Source organism: uncultured Sphingomonas sp., from assembly GCF_934560975.1.
GTDB lineage: Bacteria > Pseudomonadota > Alphaproteobacteria > Sphingomonadales > Sphingomonadaceae > Sphingomonas_I.
The window spans coordinates 97,080-121,513 of sequence record NZ_CAKTFO010000003.1; the positions used below are offsets into that span (position 1 = coordinate 97,080).

Consider the following 24,434-nt stretch of genomic DNA (forward strand, 5'->3'; position numbering starts at 1 on the left):
GATGGGACAGGCAGCCTCCACGCTCGACTTCCGCCAGCGTGCGCGCCGGCGCCTGCCGCATTTCCTGTTCGAATATATCGACGGCGGCTCCTATGCCGAAACTACGCTCCGCCGGAACGTTGCGGATCTGGAAAAGGTGATGCTGCGCCAGCGGGTACTGCGCGACGTGGGCAGCATCGCATTGTCCACCACCCTGTTCGGGCAGCGCATGGCGCTTCCGGTGGCGCTCGCGCCGATCGGGCTTGCCGGCCTCAATGCGCGCCGGGGCGAGGTTCAGGCGGCGCGGGCGGCGGCCGATGCGGGCGTCCCGTTTTGCCTGTCGACCGTGTCGGCCTGCCCGCTGGCGGAGGTGCGCCGCGGAACCGACCAGCCCTTCTGGTTCCAGCTGTACATGATCCGTGACCGGGCGTTCATGGCCGACCTGCTGGGCGAGGCCAAGGCGGCGGGTTGCTCCGCTTTGGTCTTCACCGTCGACATGCCCGTGCCCGGATCGCGTTACCGCGACTATCGCGCGGGGCTGGCGGGGGCGGCGGGCCGCGTCGGCGCGCTCCGGCGGGCGTGGCAGGCGTTGCGGCGTCCGCGCTGGATGTGGGACGTCGGCGTCCACGGCCGGCCGCACCAGCTTGGCAACGTCGCCCCCGTACTCGGCAAGAACACCGGGCTGGAGGATTTCTTCGCGTGGATGCGCAACAATTTCGACCCGACCGTCACCTGGCGCGACCTGGACTTCGTGCGCCGGAACTGGGACGGGCCGCTCATCATCAAGGGCATATTGGATGCGGAGGACGCCCGTGAGGCGGCTGCCCTGGGTGCGGACGGGATCGTGGTGTCGAACCATGGCGGCCGGCAGCTGGACGGCGTGCCGTCCAGCGCCGCGGCCCTGCCGGCCATCGCGGCGGCGGTAGGGGAACGGATCACCGTGCTGGCGGACGGCGGCGTGCGATCGGGCCTGGACGTGGTGCGGATGCTGGCGCTGGGCGCACATGGTGTCCTGCTCGGGCGGGCGTGGGCGTATGCGCTTGCCGCCGATGGCGAGGCGGGGGTGCGGCGCATGCTGGCCTTGGTCGAGGCAGAGATGCGGGTCGCAATGGCCCTGACCGGCTGCACCGATTTGTCCGCCGTCACCCGCGACATATTGGTGAATGGCGCGGCTGTGGCCGAAACTGGTTTCGATCCACTTTAAGGCCGGCCAGGCGCCGCATTGGTATGTTGGGCGGCGCGCATCCGATTGGAATTACTGCCGCTTAAGGTGCGGTGTCCTCGACACGTTGGCCGATCCGCCGTTTGCACGGCCGCCCAGGCCTCCCGTCAACCGCATGGTTGACGACTTGAGTTTCAATAGATAAGAATAATTCCCACAATATGAGACTGATTGGCGTATCGCCATTACGGTTTTGCAGCGAACCGGAAAACCGGTCGCATCAACAAAGAGGTCCTGTCCGCATGGTGGAGAGAGCCTCGAACAGGGAGAGAGCTAGACATGATCAGCATGATGGATCGCGCGCGGCTGCTTGGTGGCACGGCCATCCTGGTGTGCGCGGCAACGGTGCAGGTGCCGGCCTTTGCGCAGGCCAGCGCGCCGGCCGTCGCCGCGCCGACCGCTGCCGGACCCGCCGACGCCGAACCCGCCATTGCCGCGCCGCCGGCAGCTCCGGCTACGGCCGCAGTTCCCGCCGCTGCCACCCCCGCTGCCGCCGACAATGACGGTGATGCCGAGATCGTGGTGACGGGATCGCGGCTGGCGCAAGACGGCTTTTCGGCGCCCACGCCGGTCTCGGTGGTCAGCGCCGCCGATATCACCCTGTCCGGCACGGTGAATGCGGAGCGGCTGCTCAGCCAGTCGCCGCAATTCGTCGCCTCGCCCACGGGTGGCTCCACCGTTTCCGGCCAGAGCGCCGGGCAGGCGGACCTCAACCTTCGCGGCTTCGGCTCCACCCGCAACCTGGTGCTGGTCAATGGCCGTCGCTTCGCCATCGCCGGGCCGGATCAGACGGTCGACATCAACACCATCCCCACCGCCTTGCTGAAGCGGACCGAGGTGGTGACCGGTGGATCCTCAGCCGTGTACGGCTCCGACGCGATCACGGGCGTGGTCAATTTCATCCTGCGCGACGATTTCGAGGGCGTGGAGCTGCGTGCGCAGGGGAATGCCAATTCGGTGTCCAGCGCGCATACCAAGGATTTCACCATCACGGTCGGCGGCAATTTCGCGGAAGGCCGTGGCAATACGGTGGTCTCCGCCAATTACCTGAAGCGTGATGCGATCACCCGTGGCGATCGGGGCGGTTATACGGCGTTCGCGCTTGCCGACGGCTGCGTCGTGCCCGGATCGGAGGATCCGACGTTCGGGCTGGGCACGCCCTTTGCCGTACCCGCCGGCCAGTCCTGCCGATCGGCGGGCGGGCAGCCGGGCTTCATCTTCGGCGGTTCGGGCGACATTCCCAACGGCCGCATTTCCGGCATCCCGACCTATGCGGCCGCCAATGCCGGCCTGCGCGCCGCCTATGACGCGGCGGGCCTGACGGGGCTGGGCTCGTTCGGGCTGACCTTCAACGATGCCGGCACCACCGCGCGCCCGGCACTGGATCCGGCCGACCGCTACAACCTAGCGCCCGACAATTACCTGATCATTCCGCAAGAGCGGTACATGATCAACAGCCTGAGCCACTACGATTTCACGCCGGGCGTCACCGGATATATGGAACTGCATTATTCGCAGAACCAGGTGCGTGCGCAGCTGGCGCCGTCCAACGTCGGCGTGTCCACGCTGCTGAACGTCAACAATCCCTATCTGACGCCAGCCCTGCAGAACGTGCTGCGCCAGCTGGACAGCGCCGAACAGGGCACGATCAGCGTCGCGTCGGGCCCGGTCACGCGCACCACCACCGCCAATGACGGGCTGGCCGTGCTGACGGTGGGCCGCCGCTATCAGGAGGTCGGCCCCCGCACCGCCAACCAGCGGCGCAACGTGTTCCGCGGCGCGTTCGGCCTCCGCGGCGACATCGGCGACGTGATTGAAGGCGGCCTGCGCGACCTGTCCTACGACGTCTATTACAGCTACGCGAAGACCAACTTCACCGAAGAGCTGGGTCAGGCCCTGTCGCGCAGCGCGCTTCAGGCGAACCTGCTGTCGGCCGGCGGCGCGGCCCCGGTCTGCAACGTGTTCGGCGCGAACATCAGCGACGCCTGCATCCGCGCCATTTCGGTCAGTGCAACCAACACCACCGAAGCCAGGCAGCAGGTGGCGGTGGCGACCGTGTCCGGCAAGCTGTTCGCGCTGCCGGCAGGCGACATCGCGTTCAGCCTGGGCGGCGAATGGCGCAAGAATTCCGCCCGGTTCCGCCCCGACCAGTTCCTCTCCTCCGGTGACGTGGTCGGCTTCAACGCCGGCCTGCCGACGCAGGGCAGCATCACCGCCAAGGAAGTGTTCGGCGAGCTTCGCGTGCCGATCCTGGCCGACCTCCCCTTTGCCCACTCGCTGACCGCCAACGGCGCGTTCCGCTATTCGGACTACAACCTGTCGGGCGTCGGCGGGGTGTGGACGTACCTCGGCGGCGGCGAATGGTCGCCGGTTCAGGACATCAACTTTCGCGGGCAGTATCAGCGCGCCATCCGCGCACCCAACGTGAACGAGCTGTTCGGCGGCCTCAACCGCACCGTCGCGAACGCGACCGACCCCTGCTCGGACCGGCAGCCCGCGGCGCAGCGGTCCGACGCGGTTCGCACGATCTGCGCGGCGACCGGCGTTCCGGCGAACAATATCTTCACCTCCAGCGTGCAGCCCAACGTCTTCTTTCCGGTCGACCAGGGCGGCAATCCCGCGGTGGGCGAGGAGACGTCCGACACCATCACCTTCGGTGCCGTATTCACGCCGCGCTTCCTGCCGCGCTTCCGGTTCAGCGTGGACTATTTCCAGATCAAGCTGGACGGGGCGATCGCGCTGCTGGGCGGTGGCCTGAACAACACGTTGAACCTCTGCTACAACGTCATCCGCGACCCCGCGAGCGAGTTCTGCCGTGCGGTGCAGCGCGATCCCGGCACCGGCGCGATCACCGACCAGTATCCGGTGCGGATCGTGTCCGCCAACACCGGCAAGCTGGAAACGTCGGGCATCGACTTCGTGGTGCGCTACCGTCAGCCGCTCAACTTCGGTCTGTTCGGCCTGGCGGAGACCAGTTCGCTCAGCTTCGGGTCGGATTATACCTATCTGCGCAGCTACACGTCGACGCCCGTCGCCGCATTGCCGTCGATCAAGAACAAGTGCGCCGGTGCGTTCGGCCTGACCTGCGGTGAGCCGCTGCCGCGCTGGCGCGGGGTGACGCGCCTGACGTGGGACATGGGACCGACCAGCCTCAGCGTGCGCCATCGCTATGTCGGCAAGGTCACGGACGATCGCTACCTTGTGCCGCTGCGTCAGGGCAGCGCGACCGCGCCCAACCTGGCCGACCTGTCGCACCCGAAACTGGGCGACCAGCATTATGTCGACATTTCGTTCACGGCCGACGTGCTGAAGAATTTGCAGGTGTTCGGCGGCGCCAACAACGTCTTCTCCAACACGCCGCCCCTGGTCGGCAGCGCGCAGGTGCGGGCGAACACCTATCCCGCGACCTATGATCCGATCGGCACCGAATTCTTCCTCGGCGCGTCGGTGAAGTTCTAACAACCCAAAGGCGCGGGGCGGCCGGCGGTCGTCCCGCATCATGTTTCGGGAGGGGCCGTGATGCTGCTCGACAGGCGATCGCTGATGCTGGGCGGTGCGGCGGGGGCAGGGCTGCTCCTGTCCACCACGGTCGGCGCGCAACGCCTTTATTCCCCCTTGCCGGACGACGCCGTCGTGGACGTGCGCCGGTTCGGCGCCAAGGGCGATGGCCGGACGATCGACTCGCCCGCCATCAACCGCGCGATCGAGGAGATTGCGGCGCGCGGCGGGGGAACGTTGTACTTTCCCGCCGGCACCTATGCCAGCTACACGATCCGGTTGAAGAGCCGCGTGACGCTCCACCTCGCCAACGGCGCGACGATCCTGGCGGCCAAGCCGACCGAAACCGCCGGCTATGACCATTTTGAGGAGCAGGATCCGCGCGCGGTCGGCTATCAGGATTTCGGTCACAGCCACTGGCGCAACAGCCTGATCTGGGGCGAGGGGCTGCATGATGTCGCGATCACGGGCGAGGGGCTGATCTGGGGCAAGGGCCTGGGGCGCGGCGACGGCAAGGACAATTGGCTGAAGGACCCCAGCGGCCCCGGAACCGCCAACAAGGCGATTGCCCTGAAGAATTGCCGCAACGTCCTGATCCGCGACATCCGCATCCTCGAAGGCGGCTGGTTCGCGATGCTGGCGACGGGGGTGGACAACCTTTCCATCGACAATGTGCTGTGCGACACCAACCGCGACGGCTTCGACATCGACTGCTGCCGCAATGTGCGCGTGACCAACTGCACCGTCAACGCGCCCTATGACGATGCCATCTGTCCCAAGAGCAGCTTCGCTCTGGGCGAGGCGCGGGTGACCGAGCATGTCAGCATCTCCAACTGCCTGGTGACCGGCAACTACCAGGTGGGATCGGTGCTGGACGGCAGCTGGCGCAGGATGCCGCCCGAATTCGCGCCCAAGATCCACGGCCGCATCAAGTTCGGCACCGAATCAAACGGCGGCTTCCGCAACATCACCATCAGCAATTGCATGTTCGACCAAAGCCGCGGCCTGGCGTTCGAGACGGTCGATGGCGCGATGATCGAGGATGTGACGGTCAGCAACGTCACTATGCGTGGCACGGTCGACGGGCCCTTGTTCGTGCGCCTGGGCAAGCGGATGCGCGGGCCCGCCGGACGACCGATCGGCACGGTGCGGCGCATCTTCATCCAGAATGTGGTGAGTTCCGACGCGACCCTGCTGCCGTCGGTGATTGCGGGCCTGGCGGACCATCCGATCGAAGATCTGCACATTGCCGACAGCTACTTTCACCATGTCGGCGGCGCACCCGCCACCATGGCGGCATTGCGCCCGCCGGAAAACGAGCTCGGCTATCCGGAAGCGACCATGTTCGGCGATCTTCCGGCGACGGGTTTCTTCGTGCGCCACGCCCGGGGCGTCACCATGAGCAATGTCGAGGTGGCGGTGGCGGTGGCCGATCCGCGTCCGGCCCTGCGGCTGGAGGACGTGACCGATGCCGAGTTTGCGCGGATGCGGCTGCCCAAGGGTATCGGCTATGCGCTGGACCGGGTCGGCGGGTTCCGCCTCTCCGACAGTCGTGGGTTCGGCGATCGCACCATCGCCGGGCCGTTCACCGGTACGCTCTAGCCGTGCATGGGCCTGGCCCCGAACGCGCCGGCAATGGCGGCGCGTAGCGGTTTCGGCCGGAAATCGGCATCATAGGGGCAGGGGCGCTTGGGCGTTCCGTCGGGGCGTGGGCGCGATCCCGCCAGCCACGTATATCTGTCGCTCAGCCCCCAGCACATCACCGTCTTGCAGGCCGGATAGGACAGCATGAGGTCGAGATAGGCGCGCGCATGATCCGCAACGGCGCGATCCCGTACCTCGATCGCGGTTGGCAACGGGTTGTCGTGCACGTCCAGTTCGGTCACCAGCAGGTTCAGACCCATGCCGACCACCTCGTCGAGGAAGGCGCGCCAGGCCCGCTCGTCCACCTGGCCCAACCCGGTCGGAGCATCGCTATATTTGCTGCCGAGATGGCTTTGCACGCCCAAGCCGTCGATCGGCACGCCGCGCGTCTTCATGCCTTCCAGCAGGCGCAGCACGGCGGCGCGGTGGCGGCCATCGTCGGCGCGCCACGTCATGAAGTCGTTGTAGACCAGCTCCGCGCGCGGGGCGGCCTCCCGCGCCGCGCGAAAGGCGATGTCGATCGTCGCCTCGGCCCCCAGGTGGCGTGACAAGGCGGTTTCGCGCAACAGGCCCGTATCCGGGTCGATGCCTTCGTTCACCACGTCGAAACTGTCGATCCGGTCGGCGTAGCGGCGGGCAACGGTGGCGACATGCTCGGTCAGCAGCCGCTCTGCCTCCTTGCGCGGATCGGGTCCATAATCATGCTTGGCGACCCAATCGGGCATCCACCGTTCCGAATGCCACAGCAAGGTGTGGCCGCGCACGCCCATGCCGTTGGACGTGGCCCAGTCGACGATCCGGTCGGCGGCGGCAAAGTCGAACGTGCGCGCGTCGGGGCGCAGGGCGACCCACTTCATCTCCGTCTCCGGCACGATCAGCCCGCACTGGCTTGCATTCAGCTGCCGATAGGCCGGGTCCAGGAAGTTGCGCAGCCCCATTGTGCTGCCGAAGCACATGCCCTTCGCCTGCGCGATACGCGCCAGCGATGGCTCGGCCGCCGCCTGTGCCATACGCGGCGCGAGGGCCAGCGCCGCCGCACCGGCCAGCACGGTGCGCCGATCTACCAGCATGACGGCCACCTAGGGACGGAGTTGGACATGGCATCGATCCTTGACATGGTATTCGTACCATATTGTGGATAGACGTTCCGTCAATCGGGAACATGGTTGCGCGGCCCGGAACCTGGCGATCCACGTCCGTGCGCCAGCGGCCGGAACTCCGCGCGGCGATTGCCCCCGACTTCAGCGGAACAGTCGCAGGTCGATCGCTTCACCGATGCGCGTCTCGCCGCGGCCATCGGGATGGAGATTGTCGCCGCTTTGCAGGCCGGCGGCGATGCGGCGTGGATTGTCGGGGTCCGCGACCACCCGCTCCGTGTCCACCACCGCATCGAACGTGCCGCTGGTGCGGATCCACGCATTCACCGCGCGGCGGATCGCGTCCCGATCGGGTGAGTAATAGAATGCGCCCTCGAACGGCAGCAGGGTGAGCGCGATCACCTTGATCCCGCGTTCGTGCGCGCGGGCGACGAACTGGCGGTATCCCTGGATCAGGTCCGTCGCCGTGATCGGCGGATTGGCGACGCCATGCCGGATCAGCCCGCTATTGCCGATATCGTTGATGCCTTCCAGCAGCACGATGTGCGACACGCCCGGCATCGCCAGCACGTCGCGGTCGAGCCGTGCCAGCGCGCTCGGCCCCGTGCCCGGCGCAAGTACACGATTACCCGAAATGGCCTGCGTCACGACGACGTGCGGCATGCCGGCCTTGGCGAAGCGACGGCCGAGCACATCGCCCCAGCGGCAGACCGGCACCGCATCGTTGGGGCAACTGCCGACGTCCGTAATCGAATCGCCCACCGCCACCACGATCGGCCGCTTGCCGTCCGCCAACACGTCGAGCCCCGCGATCAGTGGGCGCATGTCGGACGTGGAGACGGGCTGGAAGTCCTCCGCGCTGTGATCGCCGTGCGGCGACACCTGCGTCGGTTGCCCCGCAACCTCATGCACCGTGGTCAGCCGGGTCGGCCCCGGCAGGTAGAGCGACACCTCCACAATGTCGAACGGCTTGACGGGCAGCGGGATCGGATCGCTGACCAGCGGCGCGCCGACCGGCATATCGGGGTGCGGATCGCCCCCGAACGTGACCCGCACCGCCGGTTGATGGGGAAGGCGCACGGTTGCCGCCCCGATGGCGAGGATGCCGCCATGATCGTTCGCCAGACGCAGGCGTAGCGCCCGCCCGCCCGCACCGACGCGTATGGCGGAACGCAATGTCACGTCATGGACGGGCACCGCCTGCGCCTCGTTCGCCTGCCACATGCTGGCGGTCCAGGCACGGGTCCATGCCGGCTGGGCGGCATTGGCGACGTGCGGCAACAATGTCGCCAGCAGAAGCGCGCTCGATCCGAATAGCCGCATGTGCAGGATCTCCCAGGCGGAAAGGTGCCGGTGAATAACAGGCGGACACCGTGCGCCGAACCATTCCGTCCCGCCAGGCCGATGCCGGGGGCGTGGCAGCGAGCTGCTACAGCGCCGCCAGGTCGATGGCCGCGTTGCGGTCCAGCCAATTGTCGGCGGGCGGCATCGGATATTTGAGGCCGGTGGCGCAGTTGAACAGCACCACCCGCTCGTCTGCATCCACGATCCCGTCGCGCAGCGCCTGCGTGTAGGCGGCGAGGGTGGCGCCACCTTCCGGGCAGAGCAGCAGGCCGTCCTGCTTCGCGCACGCATCCACCGCCGCCAGGATCGCCGGATCGCCCACCGCCAGCGCACGGCCCCCGGATTCGCGGACGGCGCGCAGGATCAGGAAGTCGCCCACCGCCTTGGGAACCCGGATGCCGGCCGCGACCGTGGCGGCGTCCTCCCACCGTTCGGCATGCTCCTCCCCGGCCTCGAAGGCGCGGACGATGGGCGCGCAGCCGGACGCCTGCACCGCATACATGCGCGGGCGCTTGGAACCGATCCACCCCAGCCGTTCGAGCTCGTCGAACGCCTTCCACACGCCGATCAGGCCGGTCCCTCCGCCGGTCGGGTAGAAGATCGCGTCCGGCAGTTCCCACCCGAATTGGGCGGCGAGTTCCAGGCCCATCGTCTTCTTGCCCTCGATCCGATAGGGCTCCTTCAGGGTCGAGAAGTCGAACCAGCGCCCCTCGGCCGCGCCCTTGCCGACGATGGCGCCGCATTCGTCGATCTGGCCGTTGACGCGCCATACCCGCGCGCCCTGCTGGGCGATTTCGCGCACATTGATTTCCGGCGTCTCCTGTGGGCAGAGGATCACCGTCTCGATCCCGCAGCGCGCGGCATAAGCGGCCAGCGCAGCCCCGGCATTGCCGTTGGTGGGCATGGCGATGCGGGTGACGCCCAGTTCGCGCGCCATCGCCACCGCCATCACCAGGCCGCGCGCCTTGAACGATCCGGTGGGCAGCCGCCCTTCATCCTTGACCAGCACGTTGGCGCCAGCCGATCGAGGGATCGGGACCAAGGGCGTCTCGATCTCGCCCAAGGAGACGATGCTCTCCGTCCGCCGCACCGGCAGCAATTCCCGCCAGCGCCACAGGTCGGTCTCGCGCGCCGCCAGCGTATCGCGGGACACCGCCCGGCCCACGCCGTCCAGGTCGTAGCGCACCAGCAAGGGCCGGCCAGCCCGCGACAGCCCGTGCAGTTCGTCCGCCCCATACCGTTCACCCGTCAGCGAACATTCCAGATGGGTCACGAAAGTCGGACGGTCTTCGGTCAGGTTGCGGTTCATATGCGCTCGCTTTGCAGATGCCCGGCCGACGCGACGTCCGGGTGGTCAGAGGGTGACACGATGCTGGCACAGCGCCCCACCGGACATTCCGTTCATGTGAAAACCGGATCGGCGTTTGCCAGGCCCGCGTCCCGGACATGGCCCTACCATATATGATCGGACAGCAAGGGAAAGGTGGCGAGTTACGCCATCGCGCCACGCCCGCGACGGGTCGCGGCGCAGGACGGCTTTGCTGTAAACCGGATGTAAACAGCCCGTTTTCGCTTCAAACTTCTTGGCGGAAACGTGGTCGGGGAGACAGGATTCGAACCTGCGACCCTCTGGTCCCAAACCAGATGCGCTACCAGGCTGCGCCACTCCCCGACGAAGTCCACTTAGCGCAGAGATTGCGTCAGTGGAAGTCGCGTGAGGGGGGCATGATGCGCACGTCGCGGGGGTGGCGGCGGCCGCCCCAGCCCTGGGGCGTGTAATTGGGGTGCTTGAACACGTCGGCGCGGCTCAGTTCGGTGCGAGTCGGGCGGTCTTCGGACAGGCGGTTCAGGTCGCCGGTGCGGTCGATCACATGCGCGCCCATCAGGTGCAGCACGCCTTCGGGGCTTTTCTGGACGACGCCCCACACCTCCATCAGGCGCGAGGCCATCACGGCGCGGCGATATTTCTCGAAATCGCGTGCCCAGAGCAGCACGTTGACGATGCCGGTTTCGTCCTCCAGCGTGACAAAGATCGCCTTGCCTTCGCCGGGACGCTGGCGGACCAGCACCACCCCCGCCGTTTTGGCACGACGGCCATCGGACATTCCGGCAAGCTCCTTGGCGCTGCGGATCCCTTCCGCCCTGAACAGGTCGCGCAGGAAGGCTATCGGATGCCCTTTGAGCGACAGGCGCGTGGTCTGGTAATCGGCGGCGACATGCTCGCTCGGCGGCATAGCGGGCAGGCGGGCATCCTCCTCCGCGCCCAATTCCCGGGCATCGGTCGCCGCAAACAGGGGGAGGGCGGCGGACGGCGTGCGTTGCACCTCCCACAAGGCGGCGCGGCGGTCGATGCCGAGCGAGCGGAAGGCGTCGGCATCCGCCAGCAGGCGCATCGCGCGTGCCGGCAGGATGCGGGCAAGCCCTTCCAGATCCCTGGCCTCGACCTCGGCGATGCGCTGGGCCCAGGCCTCCCGGAAGCCGTCGATCTGGCGGAGGCCGAGCCGCACGGCGGGCCAGCGCGTGCCTGGCTCCAATATGCTGTCCCATCGGCTGCAGGCGATGTCGACCGGCCGTATGTCTACCCCATGGTTGCGGGCGCAGCCGACGATCTGGGCCGGGGCGTAGAAGCCCATCGGCTGCGAGTTGAGCAGGGCCGCGCAGAAGGCGGCGGGATGGCGCTTCTTGAGAAAGGCGGAGGCATAGACCAGCAAGGCGAAGCTGAGCGCATGGCTTTCCGGAAAGCCGTAGCTGCCGAACCCCTCGATCTGCTTGTAGCAGCGTTCGGCGAACTCCTCGGCATAACCGCGCCTGGTCATGCCGCCGACCAGTTTTTCCCGGAAATCGTTCATGCCGCCCATGTTGCGGAAGGTCGCCATGGAGCGGCGCAGCTGGTTCGCCTCCGACGAGGTGAAGCCGGCGGCGACGATCGCCAGCTTCATCGCCTGTTCCTGGAATAGCGGCACGCCATAGGTCTTGCCGAGCAGCTGTTTGAGTTCGTCCCGCGGATGAGGCGCGTGGGGGGAGGGATATTCCGCCTCCTCCAGTCCCGCGCGGCGGCGCAGATAGGGGTGGACCATGTCACCCTGGATCGGGCCGGGACGCACGATCGCGACCTGCACCACCAGATCGTAGAACTCCTTCGGCTTCAGGCGCGGCAGCATGTTGATCTGCGCCCGGCTTTCCACCTGGAACACGCCGATACTGTCGCCGGTGCGGAGCATCGCATAAACGTCCGGCTGCTCGCGCGGGATCGTGTCCAGCGCATAATCGTGGCCCTGCCCCTGGCCCTCGACCGTAAAGTCGCGGATCAGGTCGAACGCCTTGCGGATGCAGGTGAGCATGCCCAGCGACAGCACGTCGACCTTCATCAGCTTCAAGGCGTCGATATCGTCCTTGTCCCATTCGATGAAGGTGCGCTCCTCCATCGCCGCGTGATGGATCGGCACCGTTTCATCCAGCCGGTGCTGGGTCAGCACGAAGCCGCCGACATGCTGCGACAAATGGCGGGGAAAGGGCGCTTCCACCAGCAGACCGACGAAATGGTTGAGCCGCTCGATCTCCGGATTGTCGAGGCTGAAGCCGGTTTCGTGGAACCGCTCCACCTCCATCCGGGAGGAAAAGCTGCCCCACACCGTGCTGACCAGGCGGGAGGTGACGTCTTCCGTCAGGCCCAAAGCCTTGCCGACCTCCCGCACCGCCGAGCGGGGGCGATAGTGGATGACGGTGGCGACGATGCCGGCGCGGTGTCGGCCGTAGCGTTCGTAGACATATTGCATCACCTCCTCGCGCCGTTCGTGCTCGAAATCGACGTCGATATCGGGCGGTTCGTTGCGGTCCTCCGACATGAAGCGGGAGAAGAGCAGGTCATGCTCGGCCGGATCGACCGAGGTGACGCCTAGCAGGTAGCAGACCATCGAATTGGCCGCCGACCCACGCCCCTGGCAGAGGATGCCCTGCGATCGGGCGAAGCGGACCAGATCGTGCACGGTCAGAAAGTAGAAGGGCAGGTCCGCGCGGCTGCCGATCAGCGCGAACTCCTCCTCCAGCATCACCTGTGCCTTGGCCGGTATGCCGTCCGGCCAGCGCAGGGCGGCAGTCTCCTCGACCAGATGCTTCAGCCAGTCGAGCGGCGCCCACCCGTTGGGCACCGGTTCGTGCGGATATTCATACCGCAACTCGCCCAGATCGAAGCGGATGCGGGCGTGCAGGCGCAGGGCTTCGTCGATCGCCTGCGGATGGCTGCGGAACAGGCGCGCCATTTCGGTCGGTGCCTTCAGGTGGCGCTCGGCATTGGCCTCCAGCGAGGTGCCCGCATCCTGGACGGTGAGGCCGAGGCGGATGCAGGTGAGAATATCCTGCAACGGGCGATCCTCGGCCGTGGCGTAGAGCACGTCGTTGATCGCCAGCAGCGGCACGCCGGCGCGAGCGGCATGGCGGGCGAGGCGCGCGAGGCGGCGCTGGTCCGCGCCCGAACGTCGCATCGCCGCGCCCAGCCAGACGCGATCGGGCGCGACCGCGCGCAGGGCGGCAAGCGTGGCGTCCAGGCCGGTCTCGCGCACGGGTGCCGCCGGGGAGTGGGGTGGTGTCGGGAAGGGGATGATGTCCGCATCCCCCATGGTTTCGTCCGCAGGGGCGGTAGCCGTGCGGGCGGGAATGGCGAGATGGAGCAACCGGCCCGATCCTGCGTCTGCATCCTCGTCGTCGGGGTCGGGCGGCAGCGGCGTCTGGTCTCCTGTCTCGCGGGCGACGCCCTCGCCATCGCGGCGGGTGGTTTCGGGCAGGACGATCAGCAGCAGATTTTGGTGAAAGGCGAGCAGGTCGTCCAGGTGGAGGACGCAATCGCCCTTGTCCGCGCGCAGATTGCCGGTGGAGAGCAGGCGGCACAATCGCCCCCAGCCATGGCGTGTTTCGGGATAGGCGATGATGTCGGGCGTGCCGTCGGCAAAGACCAGACGGGCGCCGGTCACCAGTTTGAAATCGCGCAGGGGTTCGCCTGTATCGTTCAGGCACTTGTGGCGCGCGTCCTTCAATGCCTGCCAGGCGCGAACCACCCCCGCCACCGTGTTGCGATCGGCAATGCCCAGCCCGACATGGCCGAGCGCCAGCGCGCAGGAGACCAGATCGCTGGCGTGGCTGGCCCCATGCAGGAAGGAGAAATTGGTGGCGCAGGCAAGCTCCGCATAAGGGGGCGGGGCATGATCGGGCGGCACAGGGTCAGGCGGGGGCGCGGTCATGCGAACAGGCCGTGGATGTACCAGCCGGTATCCGGCCCTTCGGGATCGTGCAGGCCATGGCGGAACAGCCAGAAGCGGTGGCCGCCATCATCCTCCACCCGGTAATAATCGCGCGGACGCCCGCCCCGGTCGCGACGGCGCCACCATTCGGGGGCAATCCGCTCCGGCCCCTCCCAACGGGTGATGCCGTGCACCCGCCCGCGCCAGGTGAAGCGCATCGGCGGGCCGTCCGGCACTTCGGACATGACGGCGCTGACCGGCTGCGGCGGATCGAGCAGGCGCAGGGGACGCAGCGGCGGCTCGCCGTCGTGCGGTACGTCCCAGCCTGGCAGGATCGAAGGGGCGCAGGCACTGACGGCGCATTCGGGGATATGGCGGTTTTCCGGGCTCAGCCGATGGATGCGGCGCGGCCCCAGTCGCGCGGAGAGGCGGTCGACCAGTTCGGCCAAGTCCTCTTCCTGGTGGGGCGAGGCGGTATAATCCTCCTGTCGGGCGGCCAGCGCCTCCACCTGGCCCACATCCAGCCGGATCAGGTCGAAGCCGAAGCCGGGATCGATCGGATCGGCCAGCGCCTCCACCCGCTCCCGGAACAGGCGGATCAGCAAAGCGGGGTCGCGGGTCGGCTGGCCGGTGGCGACATCCACCGCCGCCACCTTGCCGTCGCTGCGGAACAGGCGCGCGCGGAAGCGCCGCCCGCCCTGATGCCGCTGGAGCAGGGTGTCCGCGGCCTCGCCGGCCAGTTCCTCCAGGCAGGCGAGCGCATCGTCGACCCGGGCGATCGGCTCGGCAAAGCGGCGCACGGCGGAGATGGGGGGCAAAGCACGCTCCGGGCTGATCCGGCGGTCCTGCTCGCCCAGCAAACGGGCCAGGCGCAGCGGCAGGTCTCCGAAGCGGGCGGCGAGCATCCGGCGCGGGCGGGCGGCGAGCGCGCCGATCGTCTTGAGGCCCGCCCGGCGCAGCGCCAGCGTCACGGCCGGATCGGCCTCCAGCGCCTCCACCGACAGATCGTGGAGGCCGGGTCGCGCGGGACTGGCGAAACGGGCCAGGGCGCGCGCCTGTTCGGGCGTATCGCCACGCGCGAGGCGGGCGGTGACCCCGCCATCCTCCAGCCGGGCGGCAAGGTCGTCCGCCAGATCCTCTTCGGACCCATAACGGTGGATGCAGCCGGTAATGTCCAGGATCGCGCCGTCCGGCGGCTCGCCCTGCGCCATCGGCGTATAGCGTCCGGCCAGCATCACCACCCGCGCGACCATCTGCGCTTCGGCGGCATGATCCCGCGCCACCGCCACCAGTTCCGGCACGCGGGCGCGGGCGTCGGCCAAGGTCAGGCCGGGGGAAAGGCCCAACGCCAGCGCCGCGCGCGACAGGGCGGTCAGCCGCACGGCATTCGCCTGCCGTTCCGTGAAGGCGACTGGCGCCGCTGGCGGGTTGGGATCAGCCCAGCGCCAGCAATCCTCCGCCAGCATCGGCAGGTACAGCGCCAGGTAGCGCCGCGAACCGGCCTTGTTCACGATCCCATTCCAGCCGTGTGGCGGGCACCGGCGCGCCGCTGCGTTGGCGTGTCAGGGTGACGGTGAAGGCGGGATAACCGGGCGCGTTGGCGTCCAGGGCGGCGGAGGCGGCCGCCGCCACCTGCCAGCGCGTCGCCGCGGCGGAGGGCTGCAACGGGTCCGCCGGCAGCAGCAGGATCGCGGTGACGCCGGATCGCTCCGCGAACAGGGTCAGGCGCCGGCTGGCGGTGAGGCCGACCGTCGCGGCGGACGAAGGCGCGATCACAACCGTGCCCGCCGCCGGCGAGCGTACCACATCCCCCGCCGCGCGCAGCAGGGCCATGTCGTCGGGCGCGGTCACGAACAGCAAGCGGGCGGGGTCTGCCCCCAGTTCGGCCAGGCCGGGCCCATAAAGCCGCCCACGCCGTCGTTCGCCCGTCTCCTCCGCGATCCAGACGATATTGCCGGCGCCGCTGATCCGCAGCGCCACCATCAATGCAAAGCCCGTTGCGCTGAGACCGTCCTCCGCCGATGCGGGCCAGATGTCGTGCAGCCGCGCACGCGCCAGCCCACCGCCCAGCGCCGCGTCCAGCCGCTCCGCCCCCAACGGGCAGCGGAGCGGCGGAGCGGCCGTTTCCAGGCCGGCGAAGCGCGCCTTGAGCGCGGGAAGGGTGGGCGACTCGATCACGCATGTTCTCTATATGTTCTTTATGGCACATCCCCCCGAACCCGTGTCAAGGCATGGCTGTTCCCGTTCGTCATCTCGGCTAGAATTGCCCCAAAGGAGATATGCATGTTCCGCAGGCTTGATGATCGCGTGTTCGTCTTTGGCCAGGTTTCCGCCGAGGATATTGCCGAGGCGCGGCACCAGGGCTTCACCACCCTGGTCAACAACCGCCCGGACGGCGAGCAGCTGGGCCAGCCCTCCGGCGCGGAGATCGCGGCGGCGGCCAAGGCGCAGGGGCTGGATTATGTCGCCATTCCCGTCGACCATTCCGGTTTTTCGGAAGGCCAGGTGGCCGCCATGGCCGAAGTGCTGGACAAAGCCGAGGGACCGGTGCTGGCTTTCTGTCGATCCGGCACGCGCTCCACCTTCCTGTGGGCGCTTGCCCGTGCGCGGATGGGCGACGAACCCGCCACGCTGACGGCCAAGGCTGCGGCGGCCGGCTATGACATTTCCCCGATCGGTCCCATGCTCGGCTGACAAAAAAAGCCGGCGGATTTCTCCGCCGGCCAGTCGTTCGCAGGAGGAACCCCTGAAGGAGCGGGCCGATCGCCGGCCCGCCCCGATCCGATCAATAATTGTAGGCGCGCTCGCCATGCTCGCCGAGGTCGAGGCCTTCGAGTTCGACCTCTCGGCTGACGCGCAGTCCGGTCACAGCCTTGGCGACGAAGATGGCGATGGCGGTGCCGACACCGGCCCAGACGATGGTGGTCAGCACGGCTTCCACCTGGACGATCAGCTTGGCGCCCATGTCGTAATCGGCGGCACCCGGCCCACCCAGAGCGGGCGAATAGACGATGCCGGTGCCGACAGCGCCGATCATGCCGCCCAGGCCATGGATACCGAATGCGTCCAGCGCATCGTCATAGCCCAGCTTGGGCTTCAGCACGGACACCGCCAGGAAGCAGATAATGCTGGCGATCCCGCCCAGCACGATCGCGCCGAACGGACCGGAATTGCCGGCCGCCGGCGTCACCGCAACCAGGCCGGCGACGATGCCGGAACAGAAACCCAGCGCCGAACCCTTGTGGCCGGAGAAACGCTCCGCCAGCATCCAGAACAGGCCGGCCGATGCCGTCGCGACAAAGGTGTTCAGCATCGCCAGCGCGGCCGAACCGTTGGCTTCCAGCGCGGAGCCGGCGTTGAAGCCGAACCAACCCACCCACAGCAGGCCCGTGCCGATGCCGGTCATGGTCAGCGAGTGCGGCGCCATCCGCTCGGTCGGATAGCCGATGCGCTTGCCGAGGATGACCGAGGCGACCAAGGCCGACACGCCGGCATTGATGTGGACCACCGTGCCGCCCGCGAAATCCAGCGCGCCCGCCTTGAAGAACACGCCGCTGGACGCCCACACCATGTGTGCGATCGGGAAATAGACGATGGTCAGCCACACCACGGCGAACACCATCACGGCGGAGAACTTCATGCGTTCCACCACCGATCCCAGCACCAGCGCGACCGTGATCGCGGCAAAGGTCATCTGGAAGCAGATGAACACATATTCGGGGATCTCGACGCCCGCGGTGAAGGTGGCGGCCTGGGAGGCGGAGGTGACGCCGCGCAGGAACGCCTTGTCGAACGACGCGATGACGTTGCTGAGCGTGGCATTAGCCACGTCGGGCCCGAATGCCAGCGAATAGCCGTACATGACCCACAGCAGCATGGCCAAGCAGGCGACCGCGCCCACCTGCGTCATCACCGACAGCATGTTCTTGGTGCGGGACAGGCCGCCATAGAACAGGGCCAGACCCGGCAGGATCATCATCAGCACCAGGATGGTGGAGGTCATCATCCAGGCGGTGTCGCCCTTGTCCACCGTGGCGGTCGGCGCTGCGGCGGGCGCCTGCAGGGCCGCATCCTGCGCCCAGGCGGGCAAAGCGGCGAACAGGCCAAGGCCCGCCGCCGTCCCGAGACCCGCAATCTTGCTGAACAGCTTCATCTAGTCCCCCCTTGTTGTCAGAGCTGCGATCAGAGCGCGGTCTCGTCGGTTTCGCCGGTGCGGATGCGCACCACCTGGCCGACATCCAGTACGAAGATCTTGCCGTCGCCGATCGCACCGGTGTTGGCGGCCTGCTGCACCGCTTCCACCACCCGTGGCGCAAGGTCGGTGCTGCACGCGACCTCCACCTTGATCTTGGGCACCATGTTGGTGCTGTATTCGGCCCCCCGGTAGATTTCGGTCTGGCCCTTCTGGCGGCCGAACCCCTTGACCTCCGTTACCGTCATGCCCTGCACGCCGAGCGCGGACAGCGCCTCGCGCACGTCGTCGAGCTTGAACGGTTTGATGATCGCGATGACCAATTTCATCCTGCCTCCCCTGCGCTGGCGCTCGCTTCTACCTCGCAAGAAGCGTGCCAGAATGGTTCAGGAGGAGAGGCGAGGCCGCAAGACCCTCTGCCTAGCCGCAAACATGGGCAATCAGGGGCAGCTGCCTGCTTTTTGTGCAGCCACGATGTCGGGCAAAGCGGCAAGCGCCGCCTCCCGCCCGAGCCGGATCAGCTCTTCCGCGCGGGTGAAGGCGCCGGTGCCGAGGTGTAGCACCGGCACGGTGATCAGGACGCGCGGCGGGTGCAAAGCCACCGCCTGACGGGTCTGCTGCACCGTCATCATCAGAAAGCCGGCGCGGATCGTGCCCAGCGCCGATCGCCGTCCGGCCTCGCCGCTCGCCTGGATATAGCCGGCATAGTCGCCCATCACGTCCACCGCGACCACGGGCAGACCGGGGCGGAGCGCGCGCGCCGCGCCGATGGGCACGTTGGCGACCATGCCGCCATCGATCAGCAGCCGCCCGTCGCGCAGGACGGGGCGGAACACGCCGGGCAGGGCAATGGAGGCCTGCACGGCGGAGATGGCCGGTCCTGCGCGCAGCCGCACCTCTTCGGCGCTGTGGAGGTCGGTGGCGACCAGCGCGGTCGGGATCGGCAGGTCCTCCAGCCGCAACCGTCCGAAATGCTGGGTCAGTTCCCGCGCGATCCGCCGTCCGCCGAACCATGCGCCGGTGCCGAGCGCGGGGTCGAGATAGGCCAGCACCCGCCGATGGGTAGCGCCCAACGCGATGTCCTCCAGCACGTCGACGCGGCCGGCCGCGACGCACAAGGCGGCGATCGCGCCGATGGAGGTGCCGGCGACCGCCCCGATCTCGATCCCCTCCTGCTGGAGGACGCGGATCACGCCGATATGCGCCCAGCCGAGCGCCGCCCCGCCACCCAGCGCCAGCGCGACCGGCGTGGTCACCGGTGCCGGCTCTCCGCAAAGGGCGGCATGGGGTGCGTGCCGTCCGCCGCGGCCGCCGTCACGCGGCAGTGCCGCCGACCGTGATCCCTTTCACCAGCAAAGTCGGCTGACCGACGCCCGCCGGCACCGACTGGCCGCCTTTGCCGCAGATGCCGACGCCTTCGTCCAGCGCCATGTCGTTGCCGATCGCGGCCACCTTGGTCAGCACGGTCGGGCCGTCCCCGATCAGGGTCGCGCCCTTGATCGGGGCGCCCAGCCTGCCATTCTCGATCTTGTAGGCCTCGGTGCAGCTGAACACGAACTTGCCGCTGGTGATGTCCACCTGACCGCCGCCGAACGACTTGGCGTAGATGCCGTTCTTGACGCGGCTCAATATCTCGGCCGGATCGTCCTGGCCGCCATACATGAAGGTGTTGGTCATGCGCGGCATCGGTGCATGGGCGAAGCTCTCGCGCCGGCCGTTACCGGTGGGCGCCACGCCCATCAGCCGGGCGTTCAGCCGATCCTGGATATAGCCCTTGAGGATGCCGTCCTCGATCAGCACGTTGGTCTGGGTCGGCGTGCCCTCGTCGTCGATGGTGAGCGAGCCGCGACGTCCTTCGATCGATCCGTCGTCCACTACCGTCACGCCCGGCGCCGCCACCCGCTCGCCGATGCGGCCGGCAAAGGCGGACGTGCCCTTGCGGTTGAAGTCGCCTTCCAGCCCGTGGCCGACCGCCTCATGCAGCAGCACGCCGGGCCAGCCGGGGCCACACACCACCGTCATCTCGCCGGCGGGGGCGGGCACGCTTTCCAGGTTGATCAGCGCCTGCGCCAGCGCCTGGTCGATCGCGCGGTTCCACGTCTCCGGCCCGAACAGGCGATCGTAGAGATAGCGTCCGCCGATCCCGAAGAAGCCGGTCTCGCGCCTGCCATTCTGCTCCGCGACGATCGAGACGTTGAGGCGTACCAGCGGGCGGACGTCATGCGCCACGAAGCCGTCCGGGCGCACGATCTCCACCACGCTCCACGATCCCGACAGGCCGACCGTCACCTGCGCCACGCGCGGATCGCGGGCGCGCGCGGCGGCGTCGATCTTCTGGCACAACGCCACCTTGCGGGCGAAGGGGACGGCCGACAGCGGATCTTCGCCAGTATAAAGCTGCGCGTTGGTGCGGCGCGGCGCGGCGGCGCGGGTGCCCTTGGTCGGATCCAGCAGGGTCATCGTCTCGGCTGCGCGCCTGATCGCGGCTTCGCTGATCTCGTTGGCGTGGGCGAAGGCGGTGGTCTCGCCCGAAATGCCGCGCAGGCCAAAGCCCGCCTGCGTGTTGAAGTCCGCCGTCTTCAGCCGCCCGTCATCGAAGCCGAACGCCTCGCTCGCGATATATTGCAGGTAAAGCTCGCCATCGTCGCAACTGCGCAGCGCATCGCCGGTCAAGCGGGCGGCGGCGTCCGGGTCGAGATCGCGATACAGGAAGCGGCGGGGATCAGCGAGCAGGGTCATGGGACCGATATAGGGGCAGGCGGCGTCGCCGGTAAGCCTTGTCGTGGCGGGAACGACAGGCCTGCCTGGGGCCGTGCAGGGGAGGGGGCTCCAGGCCCTCCCTCCCCATCGGCCGAGGCGCCGGGCACGACGCCGGCAATCGCCGCCCGTGGAGCGAAGAAGCTGTTACGGCTGCCGCGAATCCTCCGGCACGGTCACCCACACGCTGACGGGCGAGATGAACTTGCCGGGGGCGGGCTTGCCCACTTCCACGCGCTGCGCGATCACCTGCTTGCCGGATTCGAGCACAAAGGCTGCGCCATAACGGGGCATGCGGCCGAACTTCATTTTCTGGATGGCGGCGCCGCTGGCGGTGTCGATGATGGTGGCGATGATTGTCATCGGCGCCTGATAGCGGGATCGCGGCGGCTGTCCATGTCACCCGTCGCCAGATGGCGGCGACACGCGGCGAAGGGTCGTTCCGCGCCTGAACCGACGCTGACAGTCCGGTTCAGTATGGCGACACCAGCCCGAGTCTATCCCCTGATCATCGGATCGAAGAGGGAGATGATGTATGTTCCGCAAGTTAGCCGCCGCCGCTTTGCTGACCGCGACCATCGCGACGAGCGTGGCCGCTCCCGTGGAGGCGCGCAGCCATCATTATCGCCACGGCTATGATCGCCACTACGACAATCGCGACTATCGCGGGGACTATCGCCGCAGCGATTACCGGCGCAGCGACTATCGCCGCGGTTATTCCAACCGCTGCCGTGACAAGGGCAATGGCGGCCTGGCGATCGGCGCCATCGCCGGCGGTCTGCTCGGCAACACGGTGGCCGGCAGCGGCGACAAGACGCTGGGCACGGTGCTGGGCGCGGCGGGCGGCGGCCTGCTCGGCCGCTCGGTCGACCGCAGCGACGGACGCCGCTGCTAAGCCAGGGCATATGGGGCAGGCTCTCTCCGGAAGTGGAAGGGGCCTGCCTGACAACGAGGAAGTGGAGCGGGCGGACACAGGTCCGCCCGTCAGCGATGGATCAATGCGCGGCCTGATCGTCCGCCGGGCCGCCGATCAGGAGGAAGCGGCGATCGCAATAGCCGCAATCGACATAGCCCTTCTCGTCAATCTCAAGGTACACGCGCGGATGGCCCAGCGCGGCGCCTCCAGGAATTTCAGTGGCACCATCGCAGGCGACGCGGTGGGTGGCGACTCGGGATGTTTCGGGCGGCGGCAACATGGGGTCGGGCGATAGCAAGCGTGCCCCCCCAAGATCAACGGCAGTTGCGCGGCCGCGCGCTCGCCCCTAGGCGCGATTCATCTTCAGGAGACATCAGCGCTTATGACCGAGCCCACCCTCGACGTTGTCGCGATCGGCAATGCCATCGTCGACGTGATCGCCCAAGCCGACGACGACTTCGTGACATCAGAAGGGGTTGCCAAGGGATCGATGCGGCTGATGGACGAGGCCACCAGCGATAGCCTTTATTCGCGCATGGGGCCCGGGCGGGAGATCAGCGGCGGATCGGCCGCGAACACGGTGGCGGGCATGGCGGCCCTGGGCGCCAAGTGCGGCTTCATCGGCCAGGTCGCGGACGACCAGCTGGGTGCGGTGTTCGCGCATGACATCCGCGCCAACCATGTCGTGTTCGACACTGCCGTCCGCGCGGGCCAGCCGTCCACCGCGCGCTGCCTGATCCTGGTAACGCCGGATGCGCAGCGGACCATGAACACCTTCCTCGGCGCGTCGCAGTTCCTGCCGGAGGCGGCGATCGACCATGAACTGATCGCGTCCGCCAGGATCCTCTACCTCGAAGGCTATCTGTGGGATCCGGAGGAGCCGCGCGCCGCGATGCGCGCCGCGATCGAGATTGCGCGCGCCGCCGGGCGCAAGGTCGCCTTCACGCTCAGCGACACCTTCTGCATATCGCGCCATCGCGCGGACTTCCTGAACCTGATCGACAGCGGCCTGCTCGACATCCTGTTCGCCAACGAAAGCGAATTGCTGTCGCTGGTGGAGGGGACGGATTTCGACGCGGCGCTGGAAGCGATTGCCGCCAAGGTGCCGACCCTGGTGGTCACGCGCGGAGTCGATGGCGCGGTGGCGGTGCATGACGGGGAGCGCGCGACGGTTCCGGCCGAGCCGGTGGAGCGCGTGGTCGACACCACCGGTGCGGGCGACCTGTTCGCCGCCGGCTTCCTGGCGGGCCAGGTGCAGGGGCGCGCCCTTGCCGACAGCCTGCGCATGGGCGCGATCGCGGCGGCGGAAGTCATCTCCCATTACGGCGCACGGCCGGAAGCCAAGCTCAGCCAGCTCGTTGCCGATAAACTGGGTTAAGATACAATCCTTTAGAGACTTTTTTGTGGGCCTGCGCTGAACTCCGCCCGTGCTGATCGGTTCAACTGCCGACTTCCCCTTGAGGAGATCGGTAATGAACGACCAGACGGGCGGGCCTTCGCGTCGCGACATGTTCGGTGCGGCGGCGGCCGTGGGCCTCGCCGCAGCCGCGACGGCTCCGGCACGGGCGCAACAGCAACAGCAGCAGGATCAGCCAGAGAAGCACGCGCCCGGCGAACCGACCACGCCGCTCGCTGCCAACTATCCCAAGCCGCCATTGCCCGAGCAGCGCCAGCCCTGGCCCGCTTTGCAGAGCAAGATGACGCCGCGTCCGGATTCCGGCGAAACCAGTTACAAGGGCTCGGGCCGCTTGGCGGGGCGCAAGGCGCTCGTCACAGGCGGCGATAGCGGGATCGGCCGCGCCGCCGCCATCGCCTTCGCGCGGGAAGGCGCCGACGTCGCGATCAACTATTACCCCAGCGAAGAGCCGGACGCACGCGAGGTCGTCGACCTGATCCGCAAGGACGGGCGCAAGGCTGTTGCCATTCCTGCCGACATTCGCACATCCGATGCATGTCGGAAGATCGTGGCGGATGCGGTGCGCGGCCTCGGCGGGCTCGACATCCTGGTCAACAATGCGGCCTATCAGCAGAGCAAGGCCGACATCATGGAGATCACGGACGAACAGTTCGAGCGCACGTACAAGACCAACATCTTCGCGCCCTTTTGGATCTGCAAGGCGGCGATCCCGCAGATGAAGGCCGGGGCGGCGATCATCAACACGGTGTCGGTCAACTCCTACGATCCCGGGGAGGAGATACTGGATTATGCCTCCACCAAGGGGGCGTTGATGATCTTTACCAAGGGTCTGGCGAAGCAATTGGCCAAGAAGGGCATCCGCGTGAACGGCGTGGCGCCGGGTCCGGTCTGGACGCCGTTGCAGGTCGCGGGCGGGCAATTGCCCGGCAAGCTGGGCGAATTCGGTGCGAACACGCCGCTCGGCCGGTTCGGCGAGCCGGCGGAATTGGCCGCGCTCTATGTCGTGCTGGCCAGCCATGAGGCCGGTTTCTCCACCGGCCAGATCTTCGGCGCCAGCGGCGGCAGCCGCGGTCCGTAAGCGGAACCAGCAGGACCGCAAAAAAAGGCCGCTGCCTCGTTTCGCGACGGGGCAGC

19 protein-coding genes and 1 tRNA gene are annotated in these 24,434 nt (G+C 67.9%); 7 read left to right on the forward strand and 13 right to left on the reverse strand.

Going from position 1 to position 24,434, the window contains the following annotated elements; translation table 11 throughout:
- The first annotated feature begins 1 nt into the window (after position 1).
- The 3 genes from lldD (at position 2) to Q0D93_RS03610 (ending at position 6,301) form a co-directional block, all read left to right on the forward strand.
- Complete coding sequence (gene lldD / locus Q0D93_RS03600; protein WP_294391516.1) at positions 2 to 1,183, forward strand: FMN-dependent L-lactate dehydrogenase LldD; 1,182 nt, start codon at positions 2 to 4, stop codon at positions 1,181 to 1,183.
- Positions 1,184 to 1,480: 297 nt separating this feature from the next.
- Positions 1,481 to 4,660 carry a TonB-dependent receptor gene (locus tag Q0D93_RS03605; RefSeq protein WP_294391518.1) on the forward strand — a complete coding sequence of 1,060 codons (3,180 nt, stop codon included), beginning with the start codon at positions 1,481 to 1,483 and terminating at the stop codon, positions 4,658 to 4,660.
- 60 nt (positions 4,661 to 4,720) lie between these two features.
- A complete protein-coding gene (locus Q0D93_RS03610) occupies positions 4,721 to 6,301 on the forward strand; it encodes a glycoside hydrolase family 28 protein (protein WP_294391692.1) in 1,581 nt (526 codons plus the stop codon).
- On the opposite strand, the gene Q0D93_RS03615 is transcribed toward Q0D93_RS03610, so the two are convergent.
- The 7 genes from Q0D93_RS03615 to Q0D93_RS03645 all read right to left on the reverse strand — a co-directional run bounded on the left by Q0D93_RS03615 (position 6,298) and on the right by Q0D93_RS03645 (position 16,196).
- Positions 6,298 to 7,413, reverse strand: coding sequence for an endo-1,4-beta-xylanase (locus tag Q0D93_RS03615; RefSeq protein ID WP_294391520.1), 1,116 nt, complete (start codon positions 7,411 to 7,413; stop codon positions 6,298 to 6,300). The genes Q0D93_RS03610 and Q0D93_RS03615 overlap by 4 nt on opposite strands.
- A 171-nt stretch (positions 7,414 to 7,584) precedes the next feature.
- Positions 7,585 to 8,763 (reverse strand): SGNH/GDSL hydrolase family protein, encoded by a 1,179-nt coding sequence (locus Q0D93_RS03620; protein WP_294391523.1) that lies wholly within the window; start codon positions 8,761 to 8,763, stop codon positions 7,585 to 7,587.
- A gap of 106 nt (positions 8,764 to 8,869) precedes the next feature.
- On the reverse strand, positions 8,870 to 10,093 hold the full coding sequence (locus Q0D93_RS03625; protein ID WP_294391524.1) for a threonine synthase: 1,224 nt from the start codon (positions 10,091 to 10,093) through the stop codon (positions 8,870 to 8,872).
- 286 nt (positions 10,094 to 10,379) lie between these two features.
- Positions 10,380 to 10,456, reverse strand: a tRNA-Pro gene (locus Q0D93_RS03630).
- Positions 10,457 to 10,484: 28 nt separating this feature from the next.
- Complete coding sequence (locus Q0D93_RS03635) at positions 10,485 to 14,018, reverse strand: error-prone DNA polymerase (RefSeq protein WP_294391527.1); 3,534 nt, start codon at positions 14,016 to 14,018, stop codon at positions 10,485 to 10,487.
- Entirely contained in the window at positions 14,015 to 15,529 is a 1,515-nt protein-coding gene (locus tag Q0D93_RS03640; protein WP_366510242.1) for a DNA polymerase Y family protein, read from the reverse strand. The genes Q0D93_RS03635 and Q0D93_RS03640 overlap by 4 nt, the downstream gene beginning before the upstream one ends.
- On the reverse strand, positions 15,453 to 16,196 hold the full coding sequence (locus Q0D93_RS03645; protein ID WP_294391529.1) for a hypothetical protein: 744 nt from the start codon (positions 16,194 to 16,196) through the stop codon (positions 15,453 to 15,455). The genes Q0D93_RS03640 and Q0D93_RS03645 overlap by 77 nt, the downstream gene beginning before the upstream one ends.
- Before the next feature lie 105 nt (positions 16,197 to 16,301).
- Here Q0D93_RS03645 and Q0D93_RS03650 point away from each other — a divergent pair, with 105 nt between their 5' ends.
- Positions 16,302 to 16,712 carry a TIGR01244 family sulfur transferase gene (locus Q0D93_RS03650; RefSeq protein WP_294391532.1) on the forward strand — a complete coding sequence of 137 codons (411 nt, stop codon included), beginning with the start codon at positions 16,302 to 16,304 and terminating at the stop codon, positions 16,710 to 16,712.
- Positions 16,713 to 16,803: 91 nt separating this feature from the next.
- Here Q0D93_RS03650 and Q0D93_RS03655 read toward each other — a convergent pair whose 3' ends face one another.
- The 5 genes from Q0D93_RS03655 to Q0D93_RS03675 form a co-directional block, all read right to left on the reverse strand.
- Positions 16,804 to 18,171, reverse strand: coding sequence for an ammonium transporter (locus Q0D93_RS03655; protein WP_294391534.1), 1,368 nt, complete (start codon positions 18,169 to 18,171; stop codon positions 16,804 to 16,806).
- A gap of 29 nt (positions 18,172 to 18,200) precedes the next feature.
- Positions 18,201 to 18,539 (reverse strand): P-II family nitrogen regulator, encoded by a 339-nt coding sequence (locus tag Q0D93_RS03660; protein WP_294391536.1) that lies wholly within the window; start codon positions 18,537 to 18,539, stop codon positions 18,201 to 18,203.
- Between the two features lie 111 nt (positions 18,540 to 18,650).
- Positions 18,651 to 19,466 carry a patatin-like phospholipase family protein gene (locus Q0D93_RS03665; RefSeq protein WP_294391537.1) on the reverse strand — a complete coding sequence of 272 codons (816 nt, stop codon included), beginning with the start codon at positions 19,464 to 19,466 and terminating at the stop codon, positions 18,651 to 18,653.
- A 58-nt stretch (positions 19,467 to 19,524) separates the two neighbouring features.
- Positions 19,525 to 20,949 (reverse strand): metalloprotease TldD, encoded by a 1,425-nt coding sequence (gene tldD, locus Q0D93_RS03670; protein WP_294391540.1) that lies wholly within the window; start codon positions 20,947 to 20,949, stop codon positions 19,525 to 19,527.
- A gap of 165 nt (positions 20,950 to 21,114) precedes the next feature.
- Positions 21,115 to 21,330, reverse strand: a complete 216-nt coding sequence (locus Q0D93_RS03675) for a hypothetical protein (protein WP_294391542.1) — start codon at positions 21,328 to 21,330, stop codon at positions 21,115 to 21,117.
- A gap of 172 nt (positions 21,331 to 21,502) precedes the next feature.
- Between Q0D93_RS03675 and Q0D93_RS03680 the strand changes: the two genes are divergently transcribed.
- Positions 21,503 to 21,862 carry a glycine zipper 2TM domain-containing protein gene (locus tag Q0D93_RS03680; protein ID WP_294391544.1) on the forward strand — a complete coding sequence of 120 codons (360 nt, stop codon included), beginning with the start codon at positions 21,503 to 21,505 and terminating at the stop codon, positions 21,860 to 21,862.
- Positions 21,863 to 21,962: 100 nt separating this feature from the next.
- Here Q0D93_RS03680 and Q0D93_RS03685 read toward each other — a convergent pair whose 3' ends face one another.
- Positions 21,963 to 22,163, reverse strand: coding sequence for a zinc-finger domain-containing protein (locus Q0D93_RS03685; RefSeq protein ID WP_294391546.1), 201 nt, complete (start codon positions 22,161 to 22,163; stop codon positions 21,963 to 21,965).
- A gap of 102 nt (positions 22,164 to 22,265) precedes the next feature.
- Here Q0D93_RS03685 and Q0D93_RS03690 point away from each other — a divergent pair, with 102 nt between their 5' ends.
- Positions 22,266 to 23,261 (forward strand): adenosine kinase, encoded by a 996-nt coding sequence (locus tag Q0D93_RS03690; protein ID WP_294391548.1) that lies wholly within the window; start codon positions 22,266 to 22,268, stop codon positions 23,259 to 23,261.
- Between the two features lie 94 nt (positions 23,262 to 23,355).
- The gene (locus tag Q0D93_RS03695; protein WP_294391550.1) at positions 23,356 to 24,378 is read left to right on the forward strand and encodes an SDR family oxidoreductase; all 1,023 of its coding nucleotides are present in this window, start codon (positions 23,356 to 23,358) and stop codon (positions 24,376 to 24,378) included.
- Positions 24,379 to 24,434 lie beyond the last annotated feature (56 nt).

Coding starts and splice junctions, on each gene's coding strand:
- lldD (WP_294391516.1), top strand. CDS start 2: ATGGGACAGGCAGCCTCCACGCTCGACTTCCGCCAGCGTGCGCGCCGG.
- Q0D93_RS03605 (WP_294391518.1), top strand. CDS start 1,481: ATGATCAGCATGATGGATCGCGCGCGGCTGCTTGGTGGCACGGCCATC.
- Q0D93_RS03610 (WP_294391692.1), top strand. CDS start 4,721: ATGCTGCTCGACAGGCGATCGCTGATGCTGGGCGGTGCGGCGGGGGCA.
- Q0D93_RS03615 (WP_294391520.1), bottom strand. CDS start 7,413: ATGCTGGTAGATCGGCGCACCGTGCTGGCCGGTGCGGCGGCGCTGGCC.
- Q0D93_RS03620 (WP_294391523.1), bottom strand. CDS start 8,763: ATGCGGCTATTCGGATCGAGCGCGCTTCTGCTGGCGACATTGTTGCCG.
- Q0D93_RS03625 (WP_294391524.1), bottom strand. CDS start 10,093: ATGAACCGCAACCTGACCGAAGACCGTCCGACTTTCGTGACCCATCTG.
- Q0D93_RS03635 (WP_294391527.1), bottom strand. CDS start 14,018: ATGACCGCGCCCCCGCCTGACCCTGTGCCGCCCGATCATGCCCCGCCC.
- Q0D93_RS03650 (WP_294391532.1), top strand. CDS start 16,302: ATGTTCCGCAGGCTTGATGATCGCGTGTTCGTCTTTGGCCAGGTTTCC.
- Q0D93_RS03655 (WP_294391534.1), bottom strand. CDS start 18,171: ATGAAGCTGTTCAGCAAGATTGCGGGTCTCGGGACGGCGGCGGGCCTT.
- Q0D93_RS03660 (WP_294391536.1), bottom strand. CDS start 18,539: ATGAAATTGGTCATCGCGATCATCAAACCGTTCAAGCTCGACGACGTG.
- tldD (WP_294391540.1), bottom strand. CDS start 20,949: ATGACCCTGCTCGCTGATCCCCGCCGCTTCCTGTATCGCGATCTCGAC.
- Q0D93_RS03675 (WP_294391542.1), bottom strand. CDS start 21,330: ATGACAATCATCGCCACCATCATCGACACCGCCAGCGGCGCCGCCATC.
- Q0D93_RS03680 (WP_294391544.1), top strand. CDS start 21,503: ATGTTCCGCAAGTTAGCCGCCGCCGCTTTGCTGACCGCGACCATCGCG.
- Q0D93_RS03685 (WP_294391546.1), bottom strand. CDS start 22,163: ATGTTGCCGCCGCCCGAAACATCCCGAGTCGCCACCCACCGCGTCGCC.
- Q0D93_RS03690 (WP_294391548.1), top strand. CDS start 22,266: ATGACCGAGCCCACCCTCGACGTTGTCGCGATCGGCAATGCCATCGTC.
- Q0D93_RS03695 (WP_294391550.1), top strand. CDS start 23,356: ATGAACGACCAGACGGGCGGGCCTTCGCGTCGCGACATGTTCGGTGCG.